Genomic DNA, 25,638 nt, shown 5'->3' on the forward strand with positions numbered 1-25,638 from the left:
TTGGGGAGCCAGGTCGGGAGCACGCTCGTCCCTACGCGGACTTGGTGTTGCGGGTGAAGATGTCGTTCATGTGCTCAGCCCCGTCGCGGATCTCGGGCTTGAGTTGGTGGCGGTAGACGGTTTCGGTGATCTTCGTGCTGGAGTGCCCCACGAGGATGCTGATCTTCTCTATGGGGACGTCGTGGTCGCTCATGAGGGACACGAAGGTGTGCCGTAGCTCGCGGGGGCACCACTCGGCGGGGTTGAGCTCCGCCGCGGTGAGCACCTTGCGGAACCGGTGGCGGACGTGTTGCGCCGTGTAGGGGCGCCCGTCCTCGTGGCAGAACACGAGATCGTTGTCCTGGTACTCCTCGCCGGCTTTGAGCTTCTCGGCCGCTTGCCTGGTCTTGTGGCTGCGGAGCACGTCCACGCCCATGTCTGCGATGCCGAGTCCGCGACGGCTGAGCGCCGTCTTGGTCTCGCCCTTGTGGCGGTCGGCTCGGAGGACGTAGACGGTTGCCTTGTCCAGGTCGACGTCGCTCCACTTGAGGGTGCGGAGTTCCTCCGTTCGAAGCCCTGAGACGATCGCCAGGACGACGTATGCGCCAAACCGGTGCACTGGCTTGCTCGCCTCTTCGAGCAGCGTGCTCGCTTGCTTGAGGCTGAGCGAGCGCGACTTGCGGGCGGGCTTGCCGTCCGGAGTGTCCACCAGTTCGGTGACGTTCCGCCCGATGCGGTCATGGCGCGCCGCTCTGCGGATCGAGCGCTTGAGGATGCTGTGAACGATGCCGAGCGAGGACGAGGTGAGGTGCTCGGCTCTGCCGTTGAGCCACGTCTCGACGTCGTCGGCCGTGAGTTCCTTAAGGCGCGTCCGTCCGATGAACGGGATGAGCTGGTGATCGGCGAGTGACCGGTAGACCTCATTGGTCTTCGGCGACTTGCCGGACTTGGCGAACGCGGCGAGGAACTCCTCCACCGCGTCCCGGACGTAGTAGTTGCGGTCCGTCTTGACGCCCTTGCTCAGCTCTTCGACGGCCTCTTTGAGCTTGTCCTTGACCTCTGTCTTGGTGCGCCCCTTCCTCTTGAGCCGCTTGCGCTTGCCGTCCGGGCCGAACCCGAGCGAGAGCGCGCCGGTGTACCCGTCGCCCTCCTCGTAGATCGATCCCTCGTACTTGCCGACCAGGATCTTTGCCAACGGATCCCTCCTCGTATCGGTCGAGGTCACCACCGACCATAACTCAAGACGTCCCAAGACGTCCCTAGGTTGGGAGGCCCGTTCTGCGGAGCGAGGTGTCCGGACGGGCCTCCCGTGTGGGTGTCAGCGCTTGGCCTCTTCGAGGGAGGGCTCTTCCAGGGAGGTGACGAACTCGGCGAGGTGCCGGTCAGTGATGCGGCGCAGCTTGCCGATTTTGATGCTGCGGAGTTGGCCGGTGCGGATCAGGAAATAGACCTTGTCCCGTCCGATGCTGAGGATCTCGGCCACTTGCTCGACGGTGTACGCCTGCAGGGGACACCACCTCCTCTCACCCGGGCTTCGTCCCGGGGCCGTGCGCGGATGTGGGTGGGGATCAGCTCCTTGGTTGCGGTGTGTGATCGTCTCTCGTCTCGTCTCATGGACGTCTCAGCCGCCCATACGTGCAGACGCGTGCGCGAGACGAGACGTTGAGACGATTACCGGGTGTGATCGGGCGCCTTGTAGCGGCCTCGTCCGACTTGGACGGCGTGGCCGGCCTTCACCAGTTCGGCGAGGCGCCGGTAGAGGGTGGGACGGCTCAGCTCTGTGAGCATCAGAAGGTGAGCGATCGGGAGGCCCTCCTCCGGCGCGCCGTCCAGGGCCTCCCTCAGCGCCGTCTCGGCGCGGTCTTCGTGGGTCGGTGTGACGAGGGCGGACGGCTCCAAGACGGGCGTCATGTGGGCCTCGTCCAACGCGCGCAAGGAGACCTCGTCCAGCGCGGGACGAGTGGACGCGTGGCGCTCTGCCGTGTCGGCCACGGTGGCATCGGTGAGCAGGTAGGCGCGGCCTCGCCGAGGTGTGTCGTGTTCGGGCGCGGACAGCAGGAACTTGCCGGGCGCATCGAGAGTGTGGGCGTGCCATCCGGCGCTGAGCATCCCCTGCCCGAGGATGAGATCGACGTCCTTTCGCTCCCGGACGCGGAAGCTCACCCGTACGTCCATTTGTGATCGGACGGCGCCCTTACCCATGGCTTTCTGCGTAGGCCGCTGCGTGGCCGCGATGAGCGTTACGGCGACGGCGCGCCCTCGCCGTGCGATCGAGTCCGTGTCGCTCGCTGCGTCGGGAGCGTCATCGGCGAGTTCGGCGTACTCGTCCACCACGATGACAAGCGCGGGATGTTCCGGCGTCGGATCCCATACGCGCCGCCCGTTGGTCGCGAGCCATTCGGCACGCGCTTCCAGGATGGTGACGGCGTCGCGCAGCATGGCGCGGGCTTGCTCCGGTGTGGTGGCGAGTCGATCGATGCAGGACGCCCACGGCTGGAGCTCCATCCCGCGCTTGAGATCGATAGCCCAGATGACGACGTCCCGGCACGCGCTGAGGTTGCCCATCAGGACGTTGATTCCGCCGCTCTTTCCGGAGCCGGCGACGCCCCCGAAGAGCCCGTGACGTCGCAGCAGCAGAACACGCGCGCCGGTCGCGTCCTCGAACGGCCCGAGGGCGATCGGTTCGGTAATGGAGGAGACGGACGGTCCCGGCCACGGGATCGCATCGGCGTGCGGGTCCCTGTCGAGCACCCGCAACTCGAACCGGTTGGCCTTGCCATCGCGTGTCGGTGCGACGCGCACAGCGCCCCTAAACGTCCCAAGCGCCGACTCGATAGCCGGAACCTTGGCGATGACGTCCTGGATCGTCTGACCACGTGCCAGGGCGAACCGTGCGCGCCATCCCCACACGTCCACTACCGCGGACTGCGCGCGCGAGCCAGCGAGCCCGACGTCCTTCGCGATCTCCGGCCATGCGGCTATCTGCCGATCGACTCGCACTCTGGCGCGCCGCCTCCGATGGGCCCACCACGGCGCAGCAAGCGCGATTGCGCCCCCGACGAGCATCACAGGAAGCGGCGGGACCGTGGGCCCGAGTGCCGTGCCCGCAGACAGCCACCCACCGGCCCCAAGCGCGACCGCAGCGGCATACAGCCGCTCGATACGCGGCGAGAGCCCCAACCTCTCGCCGAACATGGCGAGAGCCCACGCAGCCAAGCCGGCAAGGGCCAACAGCCACGGCCACCACTCCGGATGCGCGAGATGCAGAACCGCACTCCCTACGGCAAGCGCGGCCACCAGGTAGACCGGCCCTAGCTCGGACCGGTACCGCCACAGGGCCCGCGCGAGGAGCACGGCGGCCACGTCCGGGAACTGGTCGTCACGGTCGATGATCACCATGGGCTGCAACCCACTGCGCCGCATCTTCTGCGCATGCCGTCGCATCTGACGCGTCCGGCTCATGGGCGCCCCCAGGACTCCGGGGGAAGGTGGCCTTGCGCGCGTAGTTCATCGCGCAGGTAGTACAGCGGATCCGGCTCACCGTCGCGGTCGGCTCGGAGAGTGGCTCGCCCCGCAGCCGCCAGATTCGCGCGGTCCCGCCGGACTTTCGCTAGCAGGGACGAGAGCCGAGAGATCTCGGAGAGGAGTTGGGGAACATCGGCGAGCGCGGCGTAGAGCCGCGCCCACAGATCCTCGATGGACGGCATCGCGTCGGAAAGGCTGGAGAGGATCTCACGCGCGGCAAGGCTGCGCGTTCGCACCTCTTGAACGTTGACTTGGACATGCGGCGGTGTATCAGGCACCAAGGCATCCCTCCCTTCGGTAGGGGACGTCAGTGCTGAGAAAGCGACCGGACGAGAACGGCCACCACCCGGCGGATTTCCGGCGCGGCGCTGGTTGCAGCGAGGAAGAACCCGAACAGCAGGCACACCGCGATGTGCCAGCCGCGAAGTCCCATGTACCGCCACGCGACCCACACCACGGCGCCGAGGATCGCCACCAGGGGAAGAGAGACGTTCACTGACGCACCCTCCTCACAGCCAGGGAGCCGGGTACTGCGGGCCGCGCCCGCGCCGGAGCCACCGGGCGCGAGCGCGGCACTTGCGGCACCTCCGGCTACCGGGCTCGACGCGTGCGCCGCAGGGGCACGTGTGACCGGTGATGACGCGAGGCATCCGCATGTTCACCGCCCCGCCGGTACGCGGGCCGGCATGTCGTCGCATGTGCGGGTGCTGAGCACACGCCTGGACGCGGTCCCGACGCGGGACGTCTCGGCGAGCCCTCGTGCGGTCCGGCGCTCCTCGGCGTGGATGCCGATGACGAGCATCGCGAAGATCCCGCAGGTGGAGCCAGCGAGGAAGACGGCGAGGATCGCTGCCAGAACAAAGATCATCTGTGACCACTCCTCTCGTAAGGCCCGTATCCGGCGGGGACGGTCCGGGCGGTCGGTGTCTACGAGAAAGAGAGTGCGCCTGACCTGCGGGACGAGATCACTACATGACTGGACGTGTTCATGACGTCCTCATAGGCTTGACCGCGTCCTAGGACGTCCCGGAATCCGGACGGGTGCATGCCAAACGAACGCCTACGCGCCGCTCTACTAGAGCAGGGCCTCACTATCGCCACGCTCGCCGAGTCGCTCGACGTGGACCCGAAAACGGTAGAACGGTGGATCACTAAGGACCGCACCCCCTATCGCCGGCATCGCTACGCAGTAGCTTCGCGATTGGGCGTGGACGAGACTTTCCTGTGGCCGGACGCCCTCTCTAACGAGCAGGTCACCGCAGCGTCCAGCAGCGAACTAGTGACGATCTACCCGCACAGGACATCTGTCCCGAGGGACGCATGGGGACGTCTCTTCGCCACAGCGAAGGAAGAGATCGGCGTCCTGGTCTACTCCGGCCTCTTCCTCTCCGAAGATTCCGGTATTCAACGCACGTTCGCCGAGAAAGCTGAGGCCGGTGTCCGGGTCCGCATCCTCCTCGGCGACCCGGAGAGCCCACAGGTAGCCGAACGAGGCGACGACGAGGGCGTAGGCGACGCCCAGGCCGCAAAGATCCGCAACGCCCTGGTCCTCTACAAGAACCTTCGCAGGCAAGAGGGCGTCGAGTTCCGCTTTCACCGCACGGTCCTCTACAACTCCATCTACCGCGCCGATGACCAGCTCCTCGTCAACACCCACGTCTACGGCGTCACCGGCCCCCACGCCCCCGTCTGGCACCTCCGCCGCATAGCCGGCGGAGACTTGGTCAACACCTACCTAGAGAGCTTCGAACGCGTCTGGGAACGCGCCACACCCATACCGGGGGACTGACATGGGCCGCAGGATCGACTACTACGACGACCCCCACGCCCCCAAGGCCAACAGCCTCGTCCCATCCGTCAACGTCGCCGTAGAGAACGACCGAGGCGACATCCTTATGATCCGCCGCACCGACAACGACAACTGGGCTCTGCCTGGTGGAGCCATCGATCTAGGCGAGTCCGTAACGCAGGCCGCAATACGCGAGACGAAAGAAGAAACCGGCATAGATGTAGAAATTGCCAAACTGGTGGGTATTTATAGCGACCCTAAACATGTGATCCACTACACAAGTAACGGCGAGGTTCGTCAGGAATTCACTATTCTACTCAAGGGTCGAGTTGTCGGTGGAGATCTCCGCACGAGCAATGAATCGGCGGAAGTTCGTTGGATGACATACCGAGAGGTCGAGCACAAACGTCTAGATGACTCGATGCGCAAGAGAATTAAGCATGCTCTCGACGGCAGTGAGACTGTAGTTTTCGACTAAATAGTATATCGTTGGGATCAGCATGGACGCAAACTCGCTGAGAATAATTGTCGAGAATCGGATTGCTCAGCTTGAGGGTAATGCGTTTCAAGATTTCTGCGATCGACTTTGTCTTGAAATCTTTCCTGATGACTACCACCCTGTTCGGCCCGGTGGGCCGCGAGGGGACACTAAGAACGACGGATACTGCGCCAAAGGCGCGAATCTTCTTCGCGGCACATGCTACCCGAGGCGAAACAGAGAAAAGGACCAAAAATAAGATCACGGACGATCTAACGGGGTGTCTCAAGAGCCATCGAGATGTTCTTATCTGGCGTTACCTTACGAATGACACTCTGACGGGTTCTGTCGATCAGTACATCGACAATGAGCTTCGCGCTGCTCATCCTGATGTGACAATTGAGATCTGGGGTCCTAAGCGCCTGGCGAACGAAATCCTGAAGCTCGCCCCTGATAAAATCGACCACGTTCTGCAACTTTCACTGCACTCAGGCATTGGGGAAAGCAGGAGAGATTTTCTGCTAGGTGAGGCAAGCCTATGCAAAGGTCGCCTGCTGAGCCGATGGCTTGCGACCGGGCTGAGTGAGAAAGCTGCTACAGAGCTTGCCGAGGATGAAGAGATCGGCGCATGGAGAGAGTTTGAAGCCGAGTTCCCTAATCCGAGGCTAGCTTTTATAGTAGGTGAGTTCGGATCGGGAAAGTCAATCACCGCATTGAGAATTCATTACCGCGGTATCCAGGCGGCACTAATAGACCAAAACGCGAGACTTCCCATATTTCTGCCTGTGCGAGAGATGGGTCCATCTCTCGGCGACAAGATAAGGGAAATTATCGACAGGTGTCCCGGAAGTCGAACTACTGGGATAAAGCTCATTATTGACGGGCTAGAAGAACTCGGACTTGGCGCTGCTGCCGCTCTGTTGGATCAAATTCGAGCATTTGCCCTTAGTGACTCGATTAACCAAGTTATAGTCACCACCCGGCCTGGCCCCAATCTGGCCAATGATGACGTATTCCAGCATCCTAAATTGACGGAAGATCGCGCGGCTGGTCTTGTCGAGCGCCTCGGGGGCCATAGGGGCATCCTGTGGAATGAATCTTCAACAATCAGAGAGATGCTTCGTCTGCCGCTTTTTCTTATCATCGCAGCGACTCGACAACAAGGGGGAGGGCCTATACCTCACTCTAGAGGCGCATTTCTTAATGCACTGGCTAGAGAAGTTCTAGGTCCCCCATCTTTCCGAACCGTTGAGACCGAAAATGCTCTAAAGGACATCGCGAGATTGAGCATGGATTATCGCGGGTCAGTGCCTTTGGGGGAATTGGAGAATGATCTATATCTTCCTGATGTGCTGGCGACGAGGTTTGTGGTCCAACAAGGCGGCACGATAGCATTTGCATTGCCCATTCTTCAACAGTACTTTGCTGCCCGGTCAGTGTTGGAGAGCGGATTCGAGGCCACTGACCTTCGCGACCTCACGCTTATGGATCGTTGGAGATACGCCCTTCTCTTGGCTATTTCCGGAGGATCCTGGCGGCAGGTCAACTCTCTCCTTGAACAGTTGGTCGCCCATGTCCCCGGACTTGCCTCATGGCTCATTAGGAATGCCATTCCATCCACTGGAGAAAGTTCCTCCGTCTCACTTCCTAATGATTTGAAATATGCTCGTCGCATACGTGACTCGCTCACTTCTTGGACTGCGATCTTCAAATTCCCTGATATGCTCGGATTTGTTGACGAGCAGGGTATAGTGAACACAGTCGGTACTTCTATTTCTGAGAATCGCGTTCTGGTGGGATTAAGACCCGGAGGTCGACAAGAAGAAGTCGCAAACCTGCCTCCGAACTTCACTGCTCCGCAAGTCGACGGTTTGCGCTGGTCTCCGGTTCAGATGAGCGAGATACAACCAGATCTTGTGGCTTGGCCTTGGCGCTTCGCCCTTGATTTTATCTCAGCTGACTTGGAGATCCTACTTAAGGCAAGGGTACTTCCTTTGCCACATTGTCCGGCCTATGTGCGAGAGCGGGAGTGGATGCTCGCTAGAGCGATAATGGGTAGGCAGGACGTCCTCCACCGGCCGATTCCACGACGGAGCTTGGTCGCTTCGGCTAGGAATCTCATAGGTTTTCTGGCCGATAATGAGATAGATGTTTACACCTTGCAAGGTTATCGCCCGTTTGTTGGAAGCAAAGAAGAGCTAGGTGCGTTCATTGAGAAGCTCGATACATTGGATGTCGAGTTCATTGAGAGACCCTACATTGCACCCGATAACCTACAGGATCGTACCGGTACGATCGCCGGACTCTACTCCATGCAAGCTATAAACCTTCTTGTGGCAGAAGTTATGAAAAGCGCACTCGAAATCTATAGTTCACTAGTAGACACCTACTTTTCGAGTTTCAAGTCCACTCTTGGCTTGGCGTGCATAATGCCACTGAAAGTAGCCGGCACGGTCCGAGATATAAGAAATAACTATATTAAATGGTCTCTTGCTTACAGTATAGAACCCACTGCTGATGAGGCCAATGTTGTGCAGATATCGATCAAAGACGATATGCATCAAACTATAAAAACTAAGGAGCGGGTATTTGAAGAACACGATAGGATCTTTAGTCTTATCCGTGCTCTGCATCCCAACTCTGTGCGGTGGGCGAGACCGAGAACGGGGAGCATGGCCATTTCCATGTTCAAGGACATGCCGGCAACGGCCCTTGCGTACCGGTGGCTGTGGGAAGACTTGAAGGAGCTTTCTGTGGTGACAAGTTCTCCTCCGTATCGGGAGGATTAAGTTCCTTCATTTCTGAATCTAGCTTGTTGACGACAGCAATTATATAGGGCGCAGACTCTTGTATCGTGCGAGTAACGACATGCCCTTCTCCGTAACGGCTAAGGATTTCTTTGAGGCGTTCTTGAACTGATAGTTTTTCACCGTTCGGGCTGGTGGTCATGTCGCAATAGGTAAGAAACTCACCCAATGGTGGAGAAGTGAAACCAAATTCAAGTGCAAGAGTGTCGGCTAGGCCGCGTTCGCGGGCTTCCACAGGGGCGCAGGAGTGGTGGGCGACAAGGCGGCAAAGGTGCCTATCCACCTGATGGGTGTCTCGTAGATATCGGGCTCCATCTATGGGGTGGAAGCCTGTGTCTGTGAGGTCAGGGGCGTAGCCGATGTCATGGAGCCACGCGGAAGCCTCTAGAAGATCGGCCATGTCTCCGAGAATGGGCGCCAGCGTGCGGGCTTGCCGAGCTACGCCCTGTGTGTGTGCCCAGCGGCGGGGGAGTGAAGTCTCTAGGTGCTTGCATGCGAGGTCGCGGGCCCATGCTGCGGTGTTCTTCTTCATGGGTTTGACGCTACGGGGAGGCGGATGGACATCCACGGGCGTGTGCGGCTCATGTGGGGACGTCTTGGCTGACGTAGCGTCCTTTGCCGTGGACGCAGGCGACCAGGCCGGCGGCTTCCAGAGTGATCAGGGCCGTGCGGGCGGTGGAGCGGGATACGCCGTGGCGTCGGGCGAGTTCCTTCTCGCTGGGGAGCGCATCGCCCGCTTGGAAACGTCCGCTCTCGATCTGGTGGCGCAGCTTTGCAGCGATGTGCTCTGTACGCGTGCGCGGTCGGGCGTCGGGGTCATGGGCGAATCGGCCCACGCCAGGGCGGACGGTGAGGAGTCCTTCGGCTTGGAGGGCTGACAGGGCCCGCCGCACGGTGTTGCGGGCGACGCTGAACTCGGCGCAGAGGGCGGCCTCGCTCGGTAGACGGGTGCCGGGGGTGTAGGTGCCGTCGGTGAGGCGGTGCCGTAGCACGCGGGTGATGTACACGTAGGTGCCCCATGCCGTGCGGCGGGTCATGTCAGAGTTGCTCGTCTCTCAGGGGTTCGAATGCCGCCGCAACCCAGGGTTGGAGCAGGATGTTCAGCTTGTCTGCGGCGAGGCAGAGGCGTTTGCACGGCGTGAGCCATAGGCCGGTGCTGGAGAGGTACCACCAGGTGCCGTTGCCCCAGGCCACGGAGATGCTCTCGCCGATGGTGGGCGCGTCTTTGGAGTAGACGCGTAGGAGGGTGCGGGGAGTCTCGGTGCGGAGTTGGGTCGTCCAGCCGTCACAGCGCAGGACGAGGGCGAGCCGCGTGAGGTGCCAGCGTGCGCGCCATGGACCGCTGTAGGTGGGCGGAGGGAGCGCGGTCGGTGCGTTCGGGGGAAGCAGCACCAACCGCGCCACCTCCTCCCCACCCCAAGAGGCCGTGCTCCCCATCACGGCCTCCTCCAGTGACAGCTGCGGGGCTCGCTCCCGTGCCATCACCGGGTCCTTGGGCGCGCGTTCCTGGCGCGCTCGCCCTCGTGCACGAGGGCCTCACGCAACGCGGCGGGGTTCGATGCGATCACCGTTGGATCCACACCGGCGCGTGGGTCGTGCAAGCTCGCCACCCAGTCTCCGAGACGTCCGTCCCACCGGGTGGCGCGCCATATGCGGTAACCGGTGAAGTCCCGGCGCAAGTCGGCGAGCGCCCTCTCTGCCGCCTCTGTTCCGGCTTTAAAGGGGTCGGGATTGGTCTGAGGGGGCTGTTCGGTGGACATGGGGTGGGCTCCTCGTCTTGCGGGTTCGTTGGTACGAGGTGGCGTGTTCGCCTGTGTCCTGAGCCTTCCGTCCGGGGCGGGACCTCTCTATCGGCATCTAGGGACGTCTAGGGACGTCTTCTGTTAGCGTCGTTCTCAGTTGCATCGCGGGAGGCCCGGTGAACGACTTGTTGCGGCGTGCCCTTGCCGACGCGCACCTGACCGAAGCCGACGTTGCGGCGCGGTTGCGTGTGGACCCCAAGACCGTCCAGCGGTGGGTCGCGGGGCGCGTGCCCTACCCGCGCCACCGGACGCGGGTCGCGTCACTGGTCGGGCGGGACGAGGCCGACCTGTGGCCACACCTCGCCATGGCGAACGTCAGGGCAGATCCGCCGGCGATCGACGTCTTGGCGACCTACCCGCACCGTTGGGCCGTGCCTCGTCCGGTGTGGCATCAGCTCTTCCGGGCCGCGCGCGACGAGATCGGCGTCCTGGCCTACGCGGGACTTTTCCTCGCCGAGGACGCGGGCATCTTGCGCGCGCTCGCCGAGAGAGCGCGTGGCGGTGTCCGCGTGCGGATCCTGCTCGGAGAGCCGGACGGAACGTGCGTGGCGGAACGCGGGAGCGATGAGGGGGTAGGCGAGTCTATGGCGGCAAAGATCCGGAACGCCCTCTTCCACTACCGTGCACTCGGTGAGGTAGACGGCGTTGAGATCCGACTCCACGACACCGTGCTTTACAACTCGATCTACCGCGCGGATGACGATCTTCTGATCAACCCGCACGCCTACGGCATCGCCGCGTCCCATGCGCCGGTGCTCCACCTGCGGCGCGCGGAAGACGGGGACATGGCAAGCACATATCTCGAGAGTTTCGAACGTGTTTGGGGCGGAGGTAAGCCGGTTGCCTAGACGGAATGGCTGCTGCTTGCGGGTGATGAGCCTTGAAGACGGCTAATGCTAGTGTCCCGTCTATCTTTTTGGTATCATCGCAGCTAGCTTAATCAATGTCTTGCCGATGTGATCTACCGATTTCCCGGCGGCTGTCTCTATGCAGTGACAGTAGATAATGAACCGGCGAGTCCTTCTTGATGCGGGTCTTTGCCTGGAAGTGCTTTCGCCAGCTTTCGGCGACACTCAGGGCGAGGCCACCTCCAAGCCCTAGCCCGGTCATAACCGGACCTTGGCTGAGTATAAGGGATAGCGTCGCTGCGATGGAGGGTGGCAGGGCGGCTTTCAGGGAGATTGAATCCAAGATCAAGTCCACTCGAGAGGAACGTAGTTCCCGTTTCAACTCTGATAGCGCAGGCATCAAATGCCGCTGATAATCGATTAGCAACAGCTCTCGAATATCGCTCCTGCTTGCGAGAAGGCTTGAAGTCTTGACTATTTCCCCATCGGGCCCGCATGCTTTCGTTAGATACTCTTGCAGTGTGGTAAGCGCGCCACGTTGTTGGTTGCGAAAATCTGCAATAAACTTCGGCGATAGAAGGGCGGGGTGCTTTGGAATTGCCATCTGGACTGCCAGCATTCCGTACATTCCAGTCGCAGTCACACCTGATTGTTCGTTGCGTGGGATAACGGGAACGGTGGGAGGTTGGAGCATAGAGCGCAAGATCTCGCGTACTTCCTGCTTGTCCCACGAGCCCGCCCCAAGGATCCAGTGATCCTTGTTTCCGGTCGGTGATGACGCGAAGTTTGAGGCCAGATGCTCAACCAGCGCGCTAAAATAGATCCGACCCACCGGCGATGGTATTCGCAAGTAATCATATTGTTGATAGGTGTTAGTCTTTTGGAAAGCTAGCCCGTGCTCGAGAAGCGCGGCTTTGAGCGTCGTGGAATACCAAGGGGCAGTTACGGTGTAGGCTCTTTCTCCACTCTTGGGCCAGGCTTCACCGTCAAAAGCATAGCGTTCGCGAAGTTGATCGCGAAGATCCTCAATGGATTCGATTAGCCTAGCCCCCGTGATCTCTGTATGGTCACGATCAAGCGTATGAATCTTGACTATATCGAAACTTTCGAGATCGCGCATAAAGGGAGTAGGGGGTTGCGCGCTCAGAAGTGGCCAGTCCATTCTACCTGGAACTACGATATGCACCCGATCAAAGAACAACGCTGCGAGAGCTACGTTGTTGTCTCGGACCTGTTCTCTCATCAAAAGCGCGGCCGGCATGTCCAGAATTTTACCACTCGTGATGCAATCGGTACACGGGTGATCGTCACGACTGCAAGCTAACTAGATTGCGTTTCTTTGTGGATCTCCGATTGGGGTCCTGACGGGTCTTCCACCCGTGGCAGCTGCTGACATGCGAGAGCCCCCACCCCGTCCGGGTGGGACGAGACAGGGGCTTTGTGGCTCACGCTGGTACGAGGTGCTCCGCGTTGGTGATGATCTGTTTGACCTTACGGCGGTCGATGCCGTACTTCTCGGCTAGGTGGCGCTGCGAGACGGGACGGCCGGGGCCGTCCAGGCTTGCCAGGTACTCGGCAAGTACCGCCTCTTCGGCGGCTTGCTCCGGTTTGGTGTCGGGTGGCTCGGGCTGTTCCACAGTGGCACCTCGCTCGCCCGGCACCGGTACGGCGTGGCTCACCGCGTTGCGCGTGAGGGTCATGAGGAGTTCGAAGCTGCCTACGAGGGCGAGGGCCGGCCAGGCGCTGACTATCGCGCCTATGGGGCCGTTGGTCGCGCCGTGCGCCACGTTGGCGCCTACCGTGGCCACGATGCCCACGGCGAGGCTCCACTTGGCCAGCGGTGGTGCGGGGTGTTTCCGGCGGCTGGCGTCCAGGATCACCATGGAGGCTGCCCAGATGAGGCCGTCCACTGTGAACGGGACGAGGCGTGCGGTTCGGCCGGACTCGCCGTGCGAGTGGACCAGTTCGTACGCGTGACGGTAGGAGATGACGGCTGCCACGGTGGCTACCGCCACCACGGCGAGCGCGGTTGTGATGCGGATGAGGCGGTCAGTCACGGCCCAGCTCCCTTCGCCACTCCTGGGCGCACGGGTCGTCCTCGCCGTGGGTGATGAGGCGTTCGGCGAGCATGAGGGCCGTGATTGCTGCGTTGCGGTCGAGAGGGCGTGGGCACGTGGTGACGTGCCATCCGCAGTCGGTGCGTGTGGCGGTGGCGATGACCTTGCCGTCTGCTGTGGCGGTCATCGTGGTTGCGGTGATTTCTAGGGCCATGGGGGTGGCCTCCTCCCTGCTGAGAGGGGGAGCCACGGGAGCCAATCCGGGGAGCCAGCGTCAGTCGGTTTGGTTCGACGGTGCTGGACGGGCCCGGACTGGTCCCGTGGGCTCCTTCCCTTGTTTTTGCAGGTGAGCGGCTCTCTGGCCGACTTCCCCGGACGGTGCCGGACGGGGCGCGAATAAGGCTGACTCAGCCCTTCCCTAAGTGAGGCTTAAAGGCGTTCTGTTGGGGGGTGGGGCGGCTTAGCGTTGCGGGTGTCAGATCGGAGACACGGCGGAGGTGCACAGGCGGAGAGCAGAGCGATCGTCGGCTGAGGTTCCGACTGAGGTTCCTGATTGAGACAGACTCCTGGCCCGCATGGCCCCGTAACCCCGCTCTGGGGCCGTGCGGGCCAGAAGCCTTTTCAGGGGCGGGGGAGGGCGCCGAGGAGGAGCAGGCGGAAGGCGTCGGCGGTGCCCGTGGCGGTGGTGTCTCCCGTTGCGAGGCGGCGGAGGGCCAGGCCGTAGAGCATCGCGACGATCGCGGGGGCGTGGTGTTCGGCGTCCGGGATGTCGAGGGCCTTGAGGATGGCGGTGGCCAGGCGGTCGTAGGCCTCGATGGAGCGCGTGGAGGTCTCGCGGAGGGCGGGGTCGCGGGCGGCGTGCAGGTGCAGTTCGAGGTTCGCGATCTGCTCGGGGCCGTAGGCGAACTCGACGACGGCCTTCTCGACCTGGTCGGCGGCCTGGACGGGCGCCATGCCGGACTCGGCGAGGGACGTGACGTAGGTCGTGATGCGGGCGATCTCCTGCTCGACGAAGGCGTGCAGCGCCTCGCGCAGCAGGTCCTCCTGGCTGGGGAAGTGGTAGGTCAGGGAGCCGAGGGAGACGCCGGCCGCACGGGCGACGGCGCGGTTGGTCACGGCGCCGATGCCCTGCTCGCCGATCAGGCGGAGGGTGGCGTGGAGGATCCGGTCACGGGCGCTCATCGGTGCACAGTCTTCCCCACAACGGGTGTGTTCAGTATCGTTCGTTCGAACGAACGATAGCTGGAGGCGGCGTGGAACTGGGGCTGGCCGGGCAGGCGGAGGCGCTGGCGAGGGGAGAGATCTCCTCGAGTGACCTGGTGGAGGAGAGCCTGGAGGCCATCGGCCGGCGGGAGTCGCTCGGCGCGTTCCGGGTGGTGCGGGCCGAGGCGGCCGCGCAGGAGGCGCTGGAGGCCGACAAGAGGCTGGCGGAGGGGGAGCGGCTGCCGCTGCTCGGGGTGCCGGTCGCCATCAAGGACGACACGGACATCGCGGGGGAGACCACGCCCTTCGCGGTGGCGGGGGACCATCGGCCGGTGGCGCGGGACGGGGAGGTCGTGCGCAAGCTGCGGGCGGCCGGGGCCGTCATCGTGGGGAAGACGACGACGTGCGAGCTCGGGTTGTGGCCGTTCAGCGAGTCGCGCGAGTACGGGATCGCGAGGAACCCGTGGAATCCCGACTACTCGCCGGGCGGGTCGTCGGGCGGGTCGGCGGCGGCCGTGGCGGCGGGCATGGTCGCGGGGGCGGTCGGTTCGGACGGGGCCGGGTCGATCCGGATCCCTGCGGCGTGGACGGGCCTGGTGGGCATCAAGCCGCAGCGCGGACGGGTCTCCGGGTATCCGCACACAGATCCGTTCAACGGGATCACCGTGTGGGGGCCGCTCGCGCGCAGCGTGGGGGACGCGGCCCTGCTGCTCGACGTGCTGACCGGCAGCCACGCCGAGGACGTCTACCGGCTGGACCCGCCGATCACCCCGTTCGCGGAGGCCGCGAGGCGGGAGCCGGGGCGCCTGCGGATCGCCGTCTCCTACCGGACGGCCCTCGGGGTCAGTGGGAGGCTCGACCCGCAGATCCGGGCGGCGGTCGAGCGGCTCGCGCGGAGGCTGACCGACCTCGGGCACAAGGTGTTCCCCGCGGATCCCGACTACGGGCCGGCGGCGCTCGGGCTCGTCCCGCGCGGGACGGCCGGGGTCGCCGACTGGCTGGACTCCCTGCCGAACCCGCGGCCCGATCCCCGGACGGAGGCCGAAGCGCGGCTGGGGCGGGTCCTCGGCAGGCGGCTGCTGCCCCTGGCCAAGCGGCTGGACCCGTATCTGAGGAGGAGGGTCGGGCGCGTCTTCCAGATCGCGGACGTGGTGATGACGCCCACGACCGCGCAGCCCCCGTTGCGGGTCGGGGCCTTCGACGGGGCCGGCTACCAGCGGACGCAGTCCGGGGTCGCGGCCGTGTGCCCTTACGCGTGGACGTGGAACGTGCTGGGATGGCCCGGAGTGAACGTCCCGGCCGGGTTCACCGGGGACGGGCTGCCCATCGGCGCCCAGCTGCTCGGTCATGACTCCGACGAGGCGACGCTCATCTCGCTCGCGGCGCAGCTGGAGTCGGTCGAAGGATGGGTGGGGCGGCGCCCTTAGACGCGTGACGGGCCGCCGGTGCGGGGGTCCAAGCCGGTACCGGCGGCCCGTCGCGTTCAGTAGCCGGCGCCCGTGAGCATGCCGCCGTCGACGAGGACCTCGCTGCCGGTGCAGTAGGTCGAGTCGTCCGAGGCGAGGAAGACGACGAGTCCGGTGATCTCCTGCGCCTTGCCCATGCGGCCGAGGGGGAGCGCCTTCATGAACGCGTCGGCGGAGGCGGCCGTGGCCGAGACGATGTCGTCCTGCATGGTCAGGGGCGTCAGCACCCCGCCAGGGTGGATGGAGTTCACGCGGATGCCGTACTGGCCGAGCTCGCGGGCGGCGGACTTGGTCAGCCCGCGGACGCCGAACTTGCTGGCGCTGTAGGCGGCGAGGCCGGCCGCGCCGATGAAGCCCTCGGTCGAGGACACGTTGACGATCGAGCCGCCGCCGGCCGCGCGCATCGGAGCGGTCACCGTCTTCACGCCGAGCCACTGGCCGACCAGGTTCACCTCCAGGATCTGGCGGAACTCCTCGACGGCCATGTTCTCGATGGTCTTGTGCCGGAGGATCCCGGCATTGTTGACCAGGACGTTCAGCGCCCCGAACGTCTCCGTCGCGGTCTGGACGGCGCGCTGCCAGTCCTCCTCGCGGGACACGTCCATCCGGACGAAGCGGGCGCCGTCCCCGAGGTCGGCCGCCAGCTTGGCGCCCTCCTCCTCCAGGACGTCGCCGAACACCACTCTGGCGCCCTCGTCCAGGAACCGGCGGACGTGCGCCTTGCCCATGCCGCGTGCGCCACCGGTGATCAGCGCCACCTTGCCGTCAAGCTGCCCCATCAACGCTCCTCGTCGCCCGTTGCCTCCCGGCCAACCTAGCGAACGCTTGGTCAACAGAACAAGGCGGCCCCTATCCGGCGCGCAGCCCGCCGAACAGCAGCGTGAGCATCCGGTCGGCGTACGCGCCGGGGTCGGGGGTGCGCTCGGACGCCGCGCCGATCGCGTTCGCGAGCCGCAGCAGGTCGCCGGGATCGATCTCGGCGCGGACCGCCCCGGCCCGCTGCGCCCGCTCCAGCAGTCGGCCGAGCGCGGCGCGGATGGCGTCGGCCGCGGCGCCGAGCCCGGTGGCCGCCCACTCCGGCCCCATCACCTCGATGATCACGGTGCAGGTGCCGCGCGGGCTCGACGCGCCCGCGAGGTAGGTGCGCAGCCAGCGGGCGAGCGCGGCCTCGGGGTCCGGTTCGGCCAGCAGCGCGTCGGCGTGCCCGAGCAGGCCGTCGATCCGCTCGCGCAGGACGGCGTGCAGCAGCGCGTCCCGGGTGGGGAAGTGCCGGTAGAGCGTTCCCGATCCGACGCCCGCCCGTTTGGCGATCTCGTCGAGGGACGCGCCCGTGCCGTGCTCGGTGAAGGCGGTGCGAGCCGTCGTGACGAGTCGCTCGTAGTTGCGGCGGGCGTCGGCCCGCATCGGCCGGGTCTCCATGGGCACCGTCCAGCGGTCGCGGGTGGCCTGATGTGGCCCCCGGCCTGCTTCTTTGGACGAGCCTGCCATCTTCCAGGGCGAATGCGCTACCCGGAGCGCGCGGCGAGTGCGTCGCGCGACAGCCGGTCGGCCCTGCGCGTCGTCTCCGGCAGCCGGTACTCGGGCGTCAGGGCGAGCACGGTGCGGCACGCGGCGTCGAGGTCGGTTCGGTGGCCGACGGACACGAACACCGGCTTCACGCCGTCGCGGGTCCGCAGCACCCGTCCGACGGTCTCGTCGCCGTCCAGCAGCGGGCTCGCGTCGCCGCGCCGCGGGCCCGGCTGCTCGTACGTCCCGATGAACGCGGTCTTCCCGACGCCGACGGACGGCAGGCCGGTCAGCACGCCGAGGTGGCACGCGAGCCCGAAGCGGCGCGGGTGCGCGATCCCGAAGCCGTCGCAGACGAGCAGGTCGGGCGTGGTCTCCAGGGCGCGGAGCGCGTCGAGCAGCGTGGGCAGCTCCCGGAAGGCGAACAGGCCCGGGACGTAGGGGAACGCGGCCGTCCCCACGGCGACCGACTCCTCCACGACCTCCAGCGTCGCCGCGTCCAGCACGACCACGGCGGCGGCCAGCCGGTCACCCGCGCCGCCGCCGTCGCCCGCATAGGAGACGTCCAGGCCCGCGACGGTGCGCGGCGCGGCAGGGCCCGGGACGCCGAGTTCGAGCATCGGACGCAGCCGGTCCTGGATCGCCTCGGCCTCCTGCGGTGTGGACGGCCAGGGATGCAGATCGTTCACGTCCATGGGCAGGACGCTATCGCTCCCTCACGACGGTGCGGCGCCCCTACGCCAGCGACGCGTACGCCGCCTGCGTCAGCCGGTAGGCGCGCAGGTCGCCGGACGCCTGGTCGCCCATCAGGTTCGGCAGGTAGGCGAGCGCGAGCCCGGCCTCGGGGTCGCCGAGCCCGACCGAGCCGCCCGCGCCGGTGTGGCCGAACGCCGACTCCCGTCCCGCCCTCGGCGTGAAGAAGGTCTGCGAGGGGCGCATGAATCCGAGGCCGAAGGAACTCCGGACGAGCAGCGTGCGGTCGGGGCCGCTGACGCGCGGGCGGACGGCCTCGCGCAGCGTGTCCGGCCGCAGGATCCGGCCGGCCGTGAGGTCGCGGTAGAAGCCGGCGAGCGCGGGCGCGGTGGTCGTCATTCCGGCGGCCGGCCATCCGGCGCGCAGCACGACCGGGTTGTTGTAGCCGCCCTTGCCGGGATGCGGGTTGTTCAGCGACCGGTTCATCATGCTCTGCGGGTCGAGGTAGGCCTCCGCGAGCCGGGTCAGGACGTCGCGCTCGGTGGTCCCCGGCGCGTCGGTCCCGCCGCCGGAACGCCGGCCCGCCGACAGCTTCGCGGCCCGCTCGATCACCTCGTCCGGGGCCCCGACCCACAGGTCCAGGTCGCGGGCGAAGGCGTCCTTCACGAACGCGCCGACGGTCCGTCCGCCGGAATGGCGGCGGACGATCTCACCGGCCAGCCAGCCGTAGGTCAGCGCGTGGTAGCCGTGGCCCTCGCCGGGCGTCCACTCGGGCTCCTGGGCGGCCAGTTCCGCCGCGCGGGCCGGGGCGTCCGCGGCCTCCTCCGCCGACACCGGACGCGCGAACGCGGGCAGGCCCACCTGGTGCGACAGCAGGTGGGCGGCCGTCGCGGCGTCCTTGCCCGCGGCGCCGAACTCGGGCCACCAGTCCGTGACCGGGCCGTCGACGTCGTAGGCGCCGCGCTCGGCGAGCAGCAGCGCCGCCGCGGCCGTCACCGCCTTGGTGCAGGAGAACCCGAAGCAGGGCGTGTCGGGCTGCCACGCGCGCCCGGTGCGGCGGTCGGCGACGCCGCCCCACAGGTCGACGACCTTGCGGTCGCCCGCGTAGACGGCGACGGCGGCGCCCAGTTCGCGCCCCTCGGCGAAGTGCTCCTCGAACACCTCGCGGACGCGGGCGAACGCCGGATCGCAGTGGCCCTGCACCGTGCTGCTCATGCGCGGTCCTCTCAGGCGGGGGCTCCATAGAATCACGTTCTAGGATGTGCCGCCGAGCCGGGGCCCGCCTCAGGAGCGGCCCAGGTGGTGGACGGGTTCGGTGATCGGGCCGGCGGCGCGCTGGGCGGGGCGCGTCCGCCCGAACTCCAGCGTGAGCAGCGCCGCCGCCAGCCACGCGATGTCGAACCAGGATCGGAAGACCACGCTGCGGGGCTTGTAGGACGGCCTGAACTTCTTGTCGAACAGGTACAGCGACTCCACCGCGATCCACGGGTCGAGCAGGTGCAGCGCCCGGTAGCCGGCCTTCTCCAGCAGGCCGCGCTCGTCGGCGTCGAGCAGCTCGCGGAAGGCGGCGAAGTTCAGCGAGACGAGCCCGTGCCCGTGATCGGCGGCGTACTCGACCATCTCGACGATGAGGCGCTCGTTGACGCCGTTGGGGCCGCCGGGGGTGCGGCGCATCGCGTCCAGGCTGACGCCCTCGCCCGCGGTGACGTAGCGCTGGAACGCGATGGGCTCCTTGTCCTCGCCGTAGGCGACGGCGACGATCGCCCCCGGGTGGTAGCCGGTGAGCAGCTCGTCCAGGTTCATGGAGAAGCCGCGCTCGGCCGCGCCGCCGAGGGCGCCGGACGCGACGCCCAGCAGCTTCTCGCGCAGGGCGGGCGTGAGCTCCCGTTCCGGGAGGATCTCGGACGAGACGCCGAAGTTCTCGGTGCGCTTGACGGCCTGCCGGACGTTGCGCATCTTCCGCCCGGACAGCGTGAACTCGGCGGGACGGATGACGACCTCGTCACCGAAGCCGATCGAGCGGCACCGCCCCCAGGCGGGGAGCAGGGTGTCGCTCGCGCCGAGGACGGCCGGGCGCCAGCCCGTCGTCCTGCACATCGCGAGGAACGCCCGCACGGCGTCGGCGTGCGAGGCGGGGTCGCCGACCGGGTCGCCGCCCGCCACCGCCATGCCGAACAGGACCCGGTAGCCGATCGCGGCGCGGCCGTCCGCGCTGAACACGTACGCCTTGTCGCGGCGCAGCGCGAACGGGGCGAGGGTGTCGGAGCCGGGGTGCAGGACGAGGCCCGCGACGCGGCCGCGCTCCGCCTCGTCGCCGGGCGGGGGCGCCGGGTCGGGCGCGAGGAGGGTGACCACCAGGACGAGCAGCCCCGCGGCCCCGGCGAGGCCGAGCACGCCCGGCAGCCAGGACGCCCCGTCCATGGGCGCGCCGGTGGCGCCGAGGCCGCTGGCGACGTCGCCGACCGACCGGACCGACACCCCGCCGAAGATCAGCGAGAAGAGGGTCGCGGCGGCGAGCAGCAGCGCCCCGGTCTTCACGGCCGCGCGGACGCGCTCGGGATGCGGGCGCACGGAGAACCGGCCCCGCTCCAGCCACAGCCCGCCGAGGGCGGCGGCGAGCAGCGGGAGCCTCCACAGCGGGTCGTCGCCGGACACGACGGCGAGCAGCCCGAGGAGCGCGAGCGCGACGAGCCCGTACCAGGCGGTGCGGCGGCGCAGCAGCACGCCCCGGGCGACGAGCGCGAGCGCGAGGGCGAGCACCACGGCGTGCTCCGGCCTCAGGGGGCTGCCGGTGACGAGCCGGGACAGCCGGCCGAGCCAGTGCGGGGAACCCGCGAACGCGGGCACCGCGATCAGCGTGGCGACCAGGGCGGCGGTCACCGCCAGCGGCCAGACGGGCCGCGCATGGGGCGCCGCACCCGGCCCGCCTCCGGCCGGAGGACGGGAAAGGCCGCCCCTCCGCAAAGACTCGTCCGATAGCACGAAGCACACCTCCGCTGAGCCCCCAACCAAGATCTTCCGGAACTCATTCCCGGAATCGGTCGTTGTTATGGGGCCTTGACCCAGCGTACGGCCGGACCCGCAGCCCGTGCGCTCCTCTCCGGGCATACCCGGCCGGGCGGGCGGGACACCGCTAGCCTCGTAGTGATGAAGAGGCTCCTGCTCGTCCACCACACGCCGTCGCCGTCCGTCCAGGCGATGGTCGAGGCGGTGCGCGCCGGCGCGTCGACCGACGAGATCCAGGGCGTTGAGGTCGTGGCCCGCGCCGCGCTGGCCGCCACGGCCGTGGACGTCCTGGAGGCGGACGGCTACCTCCTGGGCTCGCCGGTCAACCTCGGCTACCTGTCCGGTGCGCTGAAGCACTTCTTCGACCAGATCTACTACCCCTGCCTGGAGGAGACGGTCCGCCGCCCGTTCGGCGCCTTCCTGCACGGCAACAACGACGCCACCGGCGCCGTGCGGGCCCTGGACGCCATCACCACCGGGCTGAAGTGGAAGGCCGTCCAGCCGCCCGTGGTGGTGACGGGCGAACCCGGCAAGGCCGACCTGGAGGCGTGCTGGGAACTCGGCGCGATCACGGCGGCGGAGCTCGGAGACGTCTGAGACGGGTGGGCCGCCTGTAGCGTGCCGCCATGAGTGGTTTCCGGCACATAGCGCTGTTCAGATGGACCGAAGGCACGACGACGAGCCAGCAGGACGAGGTCGCGGCGAAGCTCGGCGAGCTGCCCGGCGCGATCCCGGAGATCCGGGAGTACGGCGTGGGGGTGAACGCCGGCGTGAACCCCGGCGCGTACGACTTCGCGGTGGTCGCGGACTTCGCCGACCTGGACGCCTACCTCGTCTACCGCGACCATCCGGTCCACCGCGCGGCGGTCGACGGGTACATCACGCCGATCACGGCGGAGCGCGCGTCCATCCAGTACGAGTTGTAGCGGAACCGGCCTGAGAGGGGCGGCGCCGAGGCGCCGCCCCGAGGTTGAAACCGAGCAAGCGCTTGTGCTCGAAGACTTTTCGGGTTAGTTTCCTCAGAGACGCCCGCTGGGAACGGATCGCGCCCCGTTCCCGGCGGGCGGCGAAGCAAGACGCGTCGTTCGCGAGATGTCGGTCGTTCCCCGCCCGCAGGCGTTCATCCCTGCGGGCGTCGCGAAATCCAGGCGATGCCGTGCGACGGGCGGGACGGACTCACCCCCGCGACCGGATGCTCATGATCTCCTCGCGGAGCTGCTGCGCGGACGGCGCCTCCAGCAGCCGCGGGCCATCGCGCAGCGGCACCATGGCCCACCAGGACCCCGTCGCCTCGCCGTACCAGACCCGCACGCCCGGGAACTGCTCCTGGAGGGCGCGCGCGGTCGCGGCGCGCAGGGCCGCGGGCATCGGCTCGTCGCGGCCGGCGGCCCCCTGTCGAGCCGTCATGCCGCCCTCCCCCGGTAGATCTCTCCCGTAACAGCGTCCCCACGGACCAAGGCGTCACTCCTACTCCGCAAATCGTGACTAAGCACACTATGGGCCTTCCTGCCCTCGGACCGTGGGATACCGCGCCGGATGTACTCCGGTGGATGTAGCCGGCCTCCCTAGGTGACACCGTCCGCCGGATGCCCGCGGGCTCAACCGGAGAGGACGCTGAGCGCGCAATCACATCCCCTAGGTGCGGCGCGTCCGCGGGAAGCGCGCGCCCGCGGAGGCGGTACCCATGAGACTCGCAAGGCTGGCCCGGTTCTGCTACCGGAGGCGGCGCCTGACACTGGCGGGCTGGATCGCCGGCGCGATCGCCGTCATGACGCTCGGCTTCGGCTTCGCCGCCGAGCCCCTGAACGACTTCTCCGGCGGCGGCTCCGGCTCGGCGAAGGCGTCGGACCTGCTGGAGGAGCACTTCCCGCAGCGCAGCGGCGACTCCATCACGCTGGCGGTGCGCGCCGACGGCGACGTCCGGGACCCGCGCGTGAAGGCGCGCGTCGAGCGGGCGATCGACAGGCTCGCCGAGACGCCGCACGTCACCTCGGTGTCGTCGCCGTACGAGACGCCCGGCCAGATCTCAGGGGACGGCAGGACCGCGTTCGCGACAGGCGGCCTCGACGTCTCGTCCGACGACATGCCGAAGACGGAGGTGACCGCGCTCCTGGACGACGTGCGCGCCGACTCCGGGCCCGTCCGGATACACCTCGGGGGCTCGGCGGTGGACGCCGCCGAGACACCGGGCGGCGGCCCGTCCGAGGGCATCGGCCTGCTCGCCGCCATCGTCATCCTGCTGGTCGCGTTCGGGTCGGTGCTGGCGATGGGGCTGCCCATCGTGACCGCGCTGTTCGGCATCGGCACCGGGCTCGCGCTGATCATGCTGCTCGGGCACCTGCTGCCCGCGCCCTCCTTCAGCCCGATCATCGCGGCGCTCATCGGGCTCGGCGTCGGCATCGACTACGCGCTGTTCATCGTCACCCGCCACCGGGAGGAGATGCACGCGGGCGCCGGCCCGGAGGAGGCGGCGGTCACCGCCGTCACCACCGCCGGACGGGCCGTGCTGTTCGCCGGTACCACCGTCGTGATCGCGCTCATGGGCCTGTTCATCATGCAGCAGAGGCTGCTGAACGGCGTGGCGGTGGCGGCCGGCGTCGCCGTGCTGATGACGATGCTGGCCGCCGTGACGCTGCTGCCCGCGCTGCTCGGCTTCGCCGGGCACGCCATCGACCGGCTCCGCGTCCCCGGCCTCGGCCGGGCCCGCCGCCCGCTCGCCGAGCGCTGGGCGCGGGTCGTGCAGGCGCACCCGGTCGTCGCCGGGCTGTGCGCGGCCGCCGTCCTGCTGGTCCTCGCCGTCCCCGCGCTGTCGATGCGGCTGAGCCTGCCGGATTCCAGCACCCAGCCGCACGACCACAGCGGCTACCAGGCCAGCCGGATCATGGCGGAGGGCTTCGGGCCCGGGACCGCCGCGCCGTTGATCATCGTCACCGAGGGCGGCGGCCTCGCGGAGGCGGGACGGATCGCCGACGCGGTCCGCGCGACGCCGGGCGTCGCCGCCGTCCAGCCCCCGCGAGCCAGCCGGGACGGGGAGGCCGCCATAGTCATGGCGTTCCCGAAGACAGGCCCCCAGGACGAGCGGACGCCCGACCTCGTCCACACGCTGCGCGACGACGTCATCCCCGGCGCCGTCGCGGGGACGGGCGCCCGCGCCCACGTCGGCGGCCCGAACGCCGCCTCGATCGACTTCGCCGAGAGCGTCTCCACCCGGCTGCCGCTGCTGATCGCCGTGGTCGTCGGCCTGTCGCTGCTGCTGCTCGTCGGGCTCGTCCGGTCGGTCACGGTGGCGGTGCAGGCCGCCCTGATGAACCTGCTGTCCATCGCGGCGGCGTACGGAGTGCTGACGGCCGTCGTCCAGTGGGGGTGGGCGGGACGCGCGCTCGGCTTCCCGGCGGACATGCCCGTCACCACGTGGGTGCCGCTGATGATGTTCCCGATCCTGTTCGGGCTGTCCATGGACTACGAGGTGTTCCTCGTGTCCCGCATCCGGGAGACCTACGAGGAGGGCGTGGCCACCCGCGAGGCCGTCGCGCTCGGCCTGTCGCGCACCGCCCGCGTGATCAGCGCGGCGGCCGCCATCATGGTGATGGTGTTCCTGTCGGTGCTGCTCGGCGCGGACGTCGCCGTCAAGCAGATGGGACTCGGCCTCGGCGTCGCGATCCTGATCGACGCGACCGTCGTGCGGCTGGTGCTCGTCCCGGCGCTGATGGAGCTGTTCGGCGAGGCGAACTGGTGGCTCCCCGGGCCGTTGCGGCGGATCCTGCCCTCCCGCCCCGTGCGCGAGGCCGGACCGGGCGAGCCTGCGGGCTAGTGCAGGTTGATGCCGTCGAACATCACCTTGAGGTAGTGCTCGGCGAGCCCCTGGGCGTTCAGCCGGCCCCCGGGCCGGAACCAGCGGACGGCCACCCAGACGGTGTCGCGGATCATCCGGTAGGTCAGCTTCGGGTCGAGGTCGGGACGGAACAGCCCTTCCGCCTGGCCCGCCTGGAGCGTGGTCACCCACATCTTCTCGACCTCGTCCTCGGACTTGGTCAGGTAGGCGAACCGGTCCATGCCCCGCAGGTAGTTCCAGTCGTTCTGCATGACCGTGATCGCGGCGCGGTGCGGCTCCAGGGTGCCGAACGCGACCCGGACGAGCCCGGCGATCGTGTCCTGCGGGTTCTTGTTCTCGTCGATCACCGCCTGGTAGGCGGCCATGATCTCGGTGAAGAACCCGGACAGGATCTCGTCGACGATCGACTCCTTGGAGTCGAAGTGGTGGTAGAGGCTGCCGGAAAGGATGCCCGCCTCGTCGGCGATGTTGCGGACGGTGGTGGCCTGGAAACCCTTCTCGGCGAAGAGTTCGGCCGCGAGCCTGACCAGGTGGGCGCGCCGTTCGGACGCCAGCGCGGGGGCTCCGCGGCCGCGGCGGCGGGGCGCGTCCTCGCCGGCGCCGCGGGTTCTCGATCGTCCGGACTTGGCGCTCGTGGTCGTCACCCT

At 67.1% G+C, this 25,638-nt stretch carries 29 protein-coding genes; 8 read left to right on the forward strand and 21 right to left on the reverse strand.

What is annotated here, in order from left to right; genetic code table 11:
- Positions 1-31 precede the first annotated feature (31 nt).
- The 6 genes from AB0H37_RS08145 to AB0H37_RS08170 all read right to left on the reverse strand — a co-directional run bounded on the left by AB0H37_RS08145 (position 32) and on the right by AB0H37_RS08170 (position 4,372).
- Positions 32-1,174: a tyrosine-type recombinase/integrase gene (locus AB0H37_RS08145; protein WP_360611928.1), complete on the reverse strand. Its 1,143-nt coding sequence runs from the start codon at positions 1,172-1,174 to the stop codon at positions 32-34.
- A gap of 123 nt (positions 1,175-1,297) precedes the next feature.
- Positions 1,298-1,573, reverse strand: coding sequence for a helix-turn-helix domain-containing protein (locus tag AB0H37_RS08150; RefSeq protein ID WP_360611986.1), 276 nt, complete (start codon positions 1,571-1,573; stop codon positions 1,298-1,300).
- 77 nt (positions 1,574-1,650) lie between these two features.
- On the reverse strand, positions 1,651-3,378 hold the full coding sequence (locus AB0H37_RS08155) for an FtsK/SpoIIIE domain-containing protein (protein ID WP_360611929.1): 1,728 nt from the start codon (positions 3,376-3,378) through the stop codon (positions 1,651-1,653).
- A 59-nt stretch (positions 3,379-3,437) separates the two neighbouring features.
- Positions 3,438-3,740, reverse strand: a complete 303-nt coding sequence (locus AB0H37_RS08160; protein ID WP_185025838.1) for a hypothetical protein — start codon at positions 3,738-3,740, stop codon at positions 3,438-3,440.
- Positions 3,741-3,811: 71 nt separating this feature from the next.
- Positions 3,812-4,000, reverse strand: coding sequence for a hypothetical protein (locus tag AB0H37_RS08165; RefSeq protein WP_179833435.1), 189 nt, complete (start codon positions 3,998-4,000; stop codon positions 3,812-3,814).
- Positions 4,001-4,162: 162 nt separating this feature from the next.
- Positions 4,163-4,372: a hypothetical protein gene (locus AB0H37_RS08170; protein WP_360611930.1), complete on the reverse strand. Its 210-nt coding sequence runs from the start codon at positions 4,370-4,372 to the stop codon at positions 4,163-4,165.
- A gap of 339 nt (positions 4,373-4,711) precedes the next feature.
- Here AB0H37_RS08170 and AB0H37_RS08175 point away from each other — a divergent pair, with 339 nt between their 5' ends.
- The 3 genes from AB0H37_RS08175 to AB0H37_RS08185 all read left to right on the forward strand — a co-directional run bounded on the left by AB0H37_RS08175 (position 4,712) and on the right by AB0H37_RS08185 (position 8,560).
- Positions 4,712-5,293, forward strand: coding sequence for an XRE family transcriptional regulator (locus AB0H37_RS08175; protein WP_360611931.1), 582 nt, complete (start codon positions 4,712-4,714; stop codon positions 5,291-5,293).
- A 1-nt stretch (position 5,294) separates the two neighbouring features.
- Entirely contained in the window at positions 5,295-5,771 is a 477-nt protein-coding gene (locus AB0H37_RS08180; RefSeq protein WP_360611932.1) for an NUDIX domain-containing protein, read from the forward strand.
- A gap of 128 nt (positions 5,772-5,899) precedes the next feature.
- On the forward strand, positions 5,900-8,560 hold the full coding sequence (locus AB0H37_RS08185) for a hypothetical protein (RefSeq protein WP_360611933.1): 2,661 nt from the start codon (positions 5,900-5,902) through the stop codon (positions 8,558-8,560).
- Here AB0H37_RS08185 and AB0H37_RS08190 read toward each other — a convergent pair.
- From AB0H37_RS08190 to AB0H37_RS08205, 4 genes are read right to left on the reverse strand one after another with little or no spacing between them, the layout of a single operon-like run.
- Entirely contained in the window at positions 8,460-9,110 is a 651-nt protein-coding gene (locus AB0H37_RS08190; protein WP_360611934.1) for an HD domain-containing protein, read from the reverse strand. The two genes, AB0H37_RS08185 and AB0H37_RS08190, sit on opposite strands and share 101 nt — an antisense overlap.
- A 49-nt stretch (positions 9,111-9,159) precedes the next feature.
- On the reverse strand, positions 9,160-9,615 hold the full coding sequence (locus tag AB0H37_RS08195; RefSeq protein WP_360611935.1) for a winged helix-turn-helix domain-containing protein: 456 nt from the start codon (positions 9,613-9,615) through the stop codon (positions 9,160-9,162).
- Between the two features lies 1 nt (position 9,616).
- A complete protein-coding gene (locus AB0H37_RS08200) occupies positions 9,617-10,060 on the reverse strand; it encodes a hypothetical protein (RefSeq protein ID WP_360611936.1) in 444 nt (147 codons plus the stop codon).
- Entirely contained in the window at positions 10,060-10,338 is a 279-nt protein-coding gene (locus tag AB0H37_RS08205; RefSeq protein WP_360611937.1) for a hypothetical protein, read from the reverse strand. The genes AB0H37_RS08200 and AB0H37_RS08205 overlap by 1 nt, the downstream gene beginning before the upstream one ends.
- Before the next feature lie 158 nt (positions 10,339-10,496).
- Here AB0H37_RS08205 and AB0H37_RS08210 point away from each other — a divergent pair, with 158 nt between their 5' ends.
- Entirely contained in the window at positions 10,497-11,228 is a 732-nt protein-coding gene (locus AB0H37_RS08210; RefSeq protein ID WP_360611938.1) for a DUF5919 domain-containing protein, read from the forward strand.
- An 88-nt stretch (positions 11,229-11,316) separates the two neighbouring features.
- Here AB0H37_RS08210 and AB0H37_RS08215 read toward each other — a convergent pair whose 3' ends face one another.
- The 4 genes from AB0H37_RS08215 to AB0H37_RS08230 all read right to left on the reverse strand — a co-directional run bounded on the left by AB0H37_RS08215 (position 11,317) and on the right by AB0H37_RS08230 (position 14,467).
- Entirely contained in the window at positions 11,317-12,489 is a 1,173-nt protein-coding gene (locus tag AB0H37_RS08215; RefSeq protein ID WP_360611939.1) for a hypothetical protein, read from the reverse strand.
- 184 nt (positions 12,490-12,673) lie between these two features.
- Positions 12,674-13,285, reverse strand: a complete 612-nt coding sequence (locus tag AB0H37_RS08220) for a DUF2637 domain-containing protein (RefSeq protein WP_360611940.1) — start codon at positions 13,283-13,285, stop codon at positions 12,674-12,676.
- Positions 13,278-13,472: a hypothetical protein gene (locus AB0H37_RS08225; protein WP_360611941.1), complete on the reverse strand. Its 195-nt coding sequence runs from the start codon at positions 13,470-13,472 to the stop codon at positions 13,278-13,280. Before AB0H37_RS08225 ends, AB0H37_RS08220 begins: the two co-directional genes overlap by 8 nt.
- Before the next feature lie 434 nt (positions 13,473-13,906).
- Entirely contained in the window at positions 13,907-14,467 is a 561-nt protein-coding gene (locus AB0H37_RS08230; RefSeq protein WP_329093867.1) for a TetR family transcriptional regulator, read from the reverse strand.
- Between the two features lie 71 nt (positions 14,468-14,538).
- Between AB0H37_RS08230 and AB0H37_RS08235 the strand changes: the two genes are divergently transcribed.
- Positions 14,539-15,915 (forward strand): amidase, encoded by a 1,377-nt coding sequence (locus AB0H37_RS08235; RefSeq protein ID WP_360611942.1) that lies wholly within the window; start codon positions 14,539-14,541, stop codon positions 15,913-15,915.
- A 56-nt stretch (positions 15,916-15,971) separates the two neighbouring features.
- Here AB0H37_RS08235 and AB0H37_RS08240 read toward each other — a convergent pair whose 3' ends face one another.
- The 5 genes from AB0H37_RS08240 to AB0H37_RS08260 all read right to left on the reverse strand — a co-directional run bounded on the left by AB0H37_RS08240 (position 15,972) and on the right by AB0H37_RS08260 (position 21,033).
- Entirely contained in the window at positions 15,972-16,733 is a 762-nt protein-coding gene (locus tag AB0H37_RS08240; protein WP_360611943.1) for a glucose 1-dehydrogenase, read from the reverse strand.
- 70 nt (positions 16,734-16,803) lie between these two features.
- The gene (locus AB0H37_RS08245; RefSeq protein ID WP_360611944.1) at positions 16,804-17,373 is read right to left on the reverse strand and encodes a TetR/AcrR family transcriptional regulator; all 570 of its coding nucleotides are present in this window, start codon (positions 17,371-17,373) and stop codon (positions 16,804-16,806) included.
- An 86-nt stretch (positions 17,374-17,459) separates the two neighbouring features.
- Positions 17,460-18,155, reverse strand: a complete 696-nt coding sequence (locus AB0H37_RS08250; RefSeq protein ID WP_329093858.1) for an endonuclease V — start codon at positions 18,153-18,155, stop codon at positions 17,460-17,462.
- 40 nt (positions 18,156-18,195) lie between these two features.
- Entirely contained in the window at positions 18,196-19,368 is a 1,173-nt protein-coding gene (locus tag AB0H37_RS08255; RefSeq protein WP_360611945.1) for a serine hydrolase domain-containing protein, read from the reverse strand.
- Between the two features lie 69 nt (positions 19,369-19,437).
- Positions 19,438-21,033, reverse strand: coding sequence for a phosphatidylglycerol lysyltransferase domain-containing protein (locus AB0H37_RS08260; RefSeq protein ID WP_360611946.1), 1,596 nt, complete (start codon positions 21,031-21,033; stop codon positions 19,438-19,440).
- Positions 21,034-21,300: 267 nt separating this feature from the next.
- On the opposite strand from AB0H37_RS08260, the gene AB0H37_RS08265 reads away from it, so the two are divergent.
- Positions 21,301-21,756: an NAD(P)H-dependent oxidoreductase gene (locus tag AB0H37_RS08265; protein WP_329093851.1), complete on the forward strand. Its 456-nt coding sequence runs from the start codon at positions 21,301-21,303 to the stop codon at positions 21,754-21,756.
- 29 nt (positions 21,757-21,785) lie between these two features.
- Positions 21,786-22,085, forward strand: coding sequence for a Dabb family protein (locus AB0H37_RS08270; protein ID WP_329093850.1), 300 nt, complete (start codon positions 21,786-21,788; stop codon positions 22,083-22,085).
- Between the two features lie 250 nt (positions 22,086-22,335).
- On the opposite strand, the gene AB0H37_RS08275 is transcribed toward AB0H37_RS08270, so the two are convergent.
- Positions 22,336-22,566, reverse strand: coding sequence for a hypothetical protein (locus AB0H37_RS08275; RefSeq protein WP_329093848.1), 231 nt, complete (start codon positions 22,564-22,566; stop codon positions 22,336-22,338).
- 277 nt (positions 22,567-22,843) lie between these two features.
- Between AB0H37_RS08275 and AB0H37_RS08280 the strand changes: the two genes are divergently transcribed.
- The gene (locus AB0H37_RS08280; protein WP_360611947.1) at positions 22,844-24,970 is read left to right on the forward strand and encodes an MMPL family transporter; all 2,127 of its coding nucleotides are present in this window, start codon (positions 22,844-22,846) and stop codon (positions 24,968-24,970) included.
- Here the strand turns inward: AB0H37_RS08280 and AB0H37_RS08285 are convergent.
- On the reverse strand, positions 24,967-25,635 hold the full coding sequence (locus AB0H37_RS08285) for a TetR/AcrR family transcriptional regulator (protein ID WP_179833457.1): 669 nt from the start codon (positions 25,633-25,635) through the stop codon (positions 24,967-24,969). The genes AB0H37_RS08280 and AB0H37_RS08285 overlap by 4 nt on opposite strands.
- Positions 25,636-25,638: the final 3 nt, after the last annotated feature.

Origin of the sequence: Actinomadura sp. NPDC023710 (assembly GCF_040639875.1) — a bacterium.
GTDB lineage: Bacteria > Actinomycetota > Actinomycetes > Streptosporangiales > Streptosporangiaceae > Spirillospora > Spirillospora citrea.

Bases quoted from the DNA above. Each gene is read 5' to 3' on its own strand.
- AB0H37_RS08180 (WP_360611932.1), top strand. From the start codon at position 5,295: ATGGGCCGCAGGATCGACTACTACGACGACCCCCACGCCCCCAAGGCC.
- AB0H37_RS08190 (WP_360611934.1), bottom strand. From the start codon at position 9,110: ATGAAGAAGAACACCGCAGCATGGGCCCGCGACCTCGCATGCAAGCAC.
- AB0H37_RS08170 (WP_360611930.1), bottom strand. From the start codon at position 4,372: ATGATCTTTGTTCTGGCAGCGATCCTCGCCGTCTTCCTCGCTGGCTCC.
- AB0H37_RS08245 (WP_360611944.1), bottom strand. From the start codon at position 17,373: ATGGAGACCCGGCCGATGCGGGCCGACGCCCGCCGCAACTACGAGCGA.
- AB0H37_RS08255 (WP_360611945.1), bottom strand. From the start codon at position 19,368: ATGAGCAGCACGGTGCAGGGCCACTGCGATCCGGCGTTCGCCCGCGTC.
- AB0H37_RS08265 (WP_329093851.1), top strand. From the start codon at position 21,301: ATGAAGAGGCTCCTGCTCGTCCACCACACGCCGTCGCCGTCCGTCCAG.
- AB0H37_RS08185 (WP_360611933.1), top strand. From the start codon at position 5,900: ATGACTACCACCCTGTTCGGCCCGGTGGGCCGCGAGGGGACACTAAGA.
- AB0H37_RS08230 (WP_329093867.1), bottom strand. From the start codon at position 14,467: ATGAGCGCCCGTGACCGGATCCTCCACGCCACCCTCCGCCTGATCGGC.
- AB0H37_RS08240 (WP_360611943.1), bottom strand. From the start codon at position 16,733: ATGGGGCAGCTTGACGGCAAGGTGGCGCTGATCACCGGTGGCGCACGC.
- AB0H37_RS08200 (WP_360611936.1), bottom strand. From the start codon at position 10,060: ATGGCACGGGAGCGAGCCCCGCAGCTGTCACTGGAGGAGGCCGTGATG.
- AB0H37_RS08275 (WP_329093848.1), bottom strand. From the start codon at position 22,566: ATGACGGCTCGACAGGGGGCCGCCGGCCGCGACGAGCCGATGCCCGCG.
- AB0H37_RS08225 (WP_360611941.1), bottom strand. From the start codon at position 13,472: ATGACCGCCACAGCAGACGGCAAGGTCATCGCCACCGCCACACGCACC.
- AB0H37_RS08155 (WP_360611929.1), bottom strand. From the start codon at position 3,378: ATGGTGATCATCGACCGTGACGACCAGTTCCCGGACGTGGCCGCCGTG.
- AB0H37_RS08195 (WP_360611935.1), bottom strand. From the start codon at position 9,615: ATGACCCGCCGCACGGCATGGGGCACCTACGTGTACATCACCCGCGTG.
- AB0H37_RS08215 (WP_360611939.1), bottom strand. From the start codon at position 12,489: ATGCCGGCCGCGCTTTTGATGAGAGAACAGGTCCGAGACAACAACGTA.
- AB0H37_RS08205 (WP_360611937.1), bottom strand. From the start codon at position 10,338: ATGTCCACCGAACAGCCCCCTCAGACCAATCCCGACCCCTTTAAAGCC.
- AB0H37_RS08270 (WP_329093850.1), top strand. From the start codon at position 21,786: ATGAGTGGTTTCCGGCACATAGCGCTGTTCAGATGGACCGAAGGCACG.
- AB0H37_RS08250 (WP_329093858.1), bottom strand. From the start codon at position 18,155: ATGGACGTGAACGATCTGCATCCCTGGCCGTCCACACCGCAGGAGGCC.
- AB0H37_RS08280 (WP_360611947.1), top strand. From the start codon at position 22,844: ATGAGACTCGCAAGGCTGGCCCGGTTCTGCTACCGGAGGCGGCGCCTG.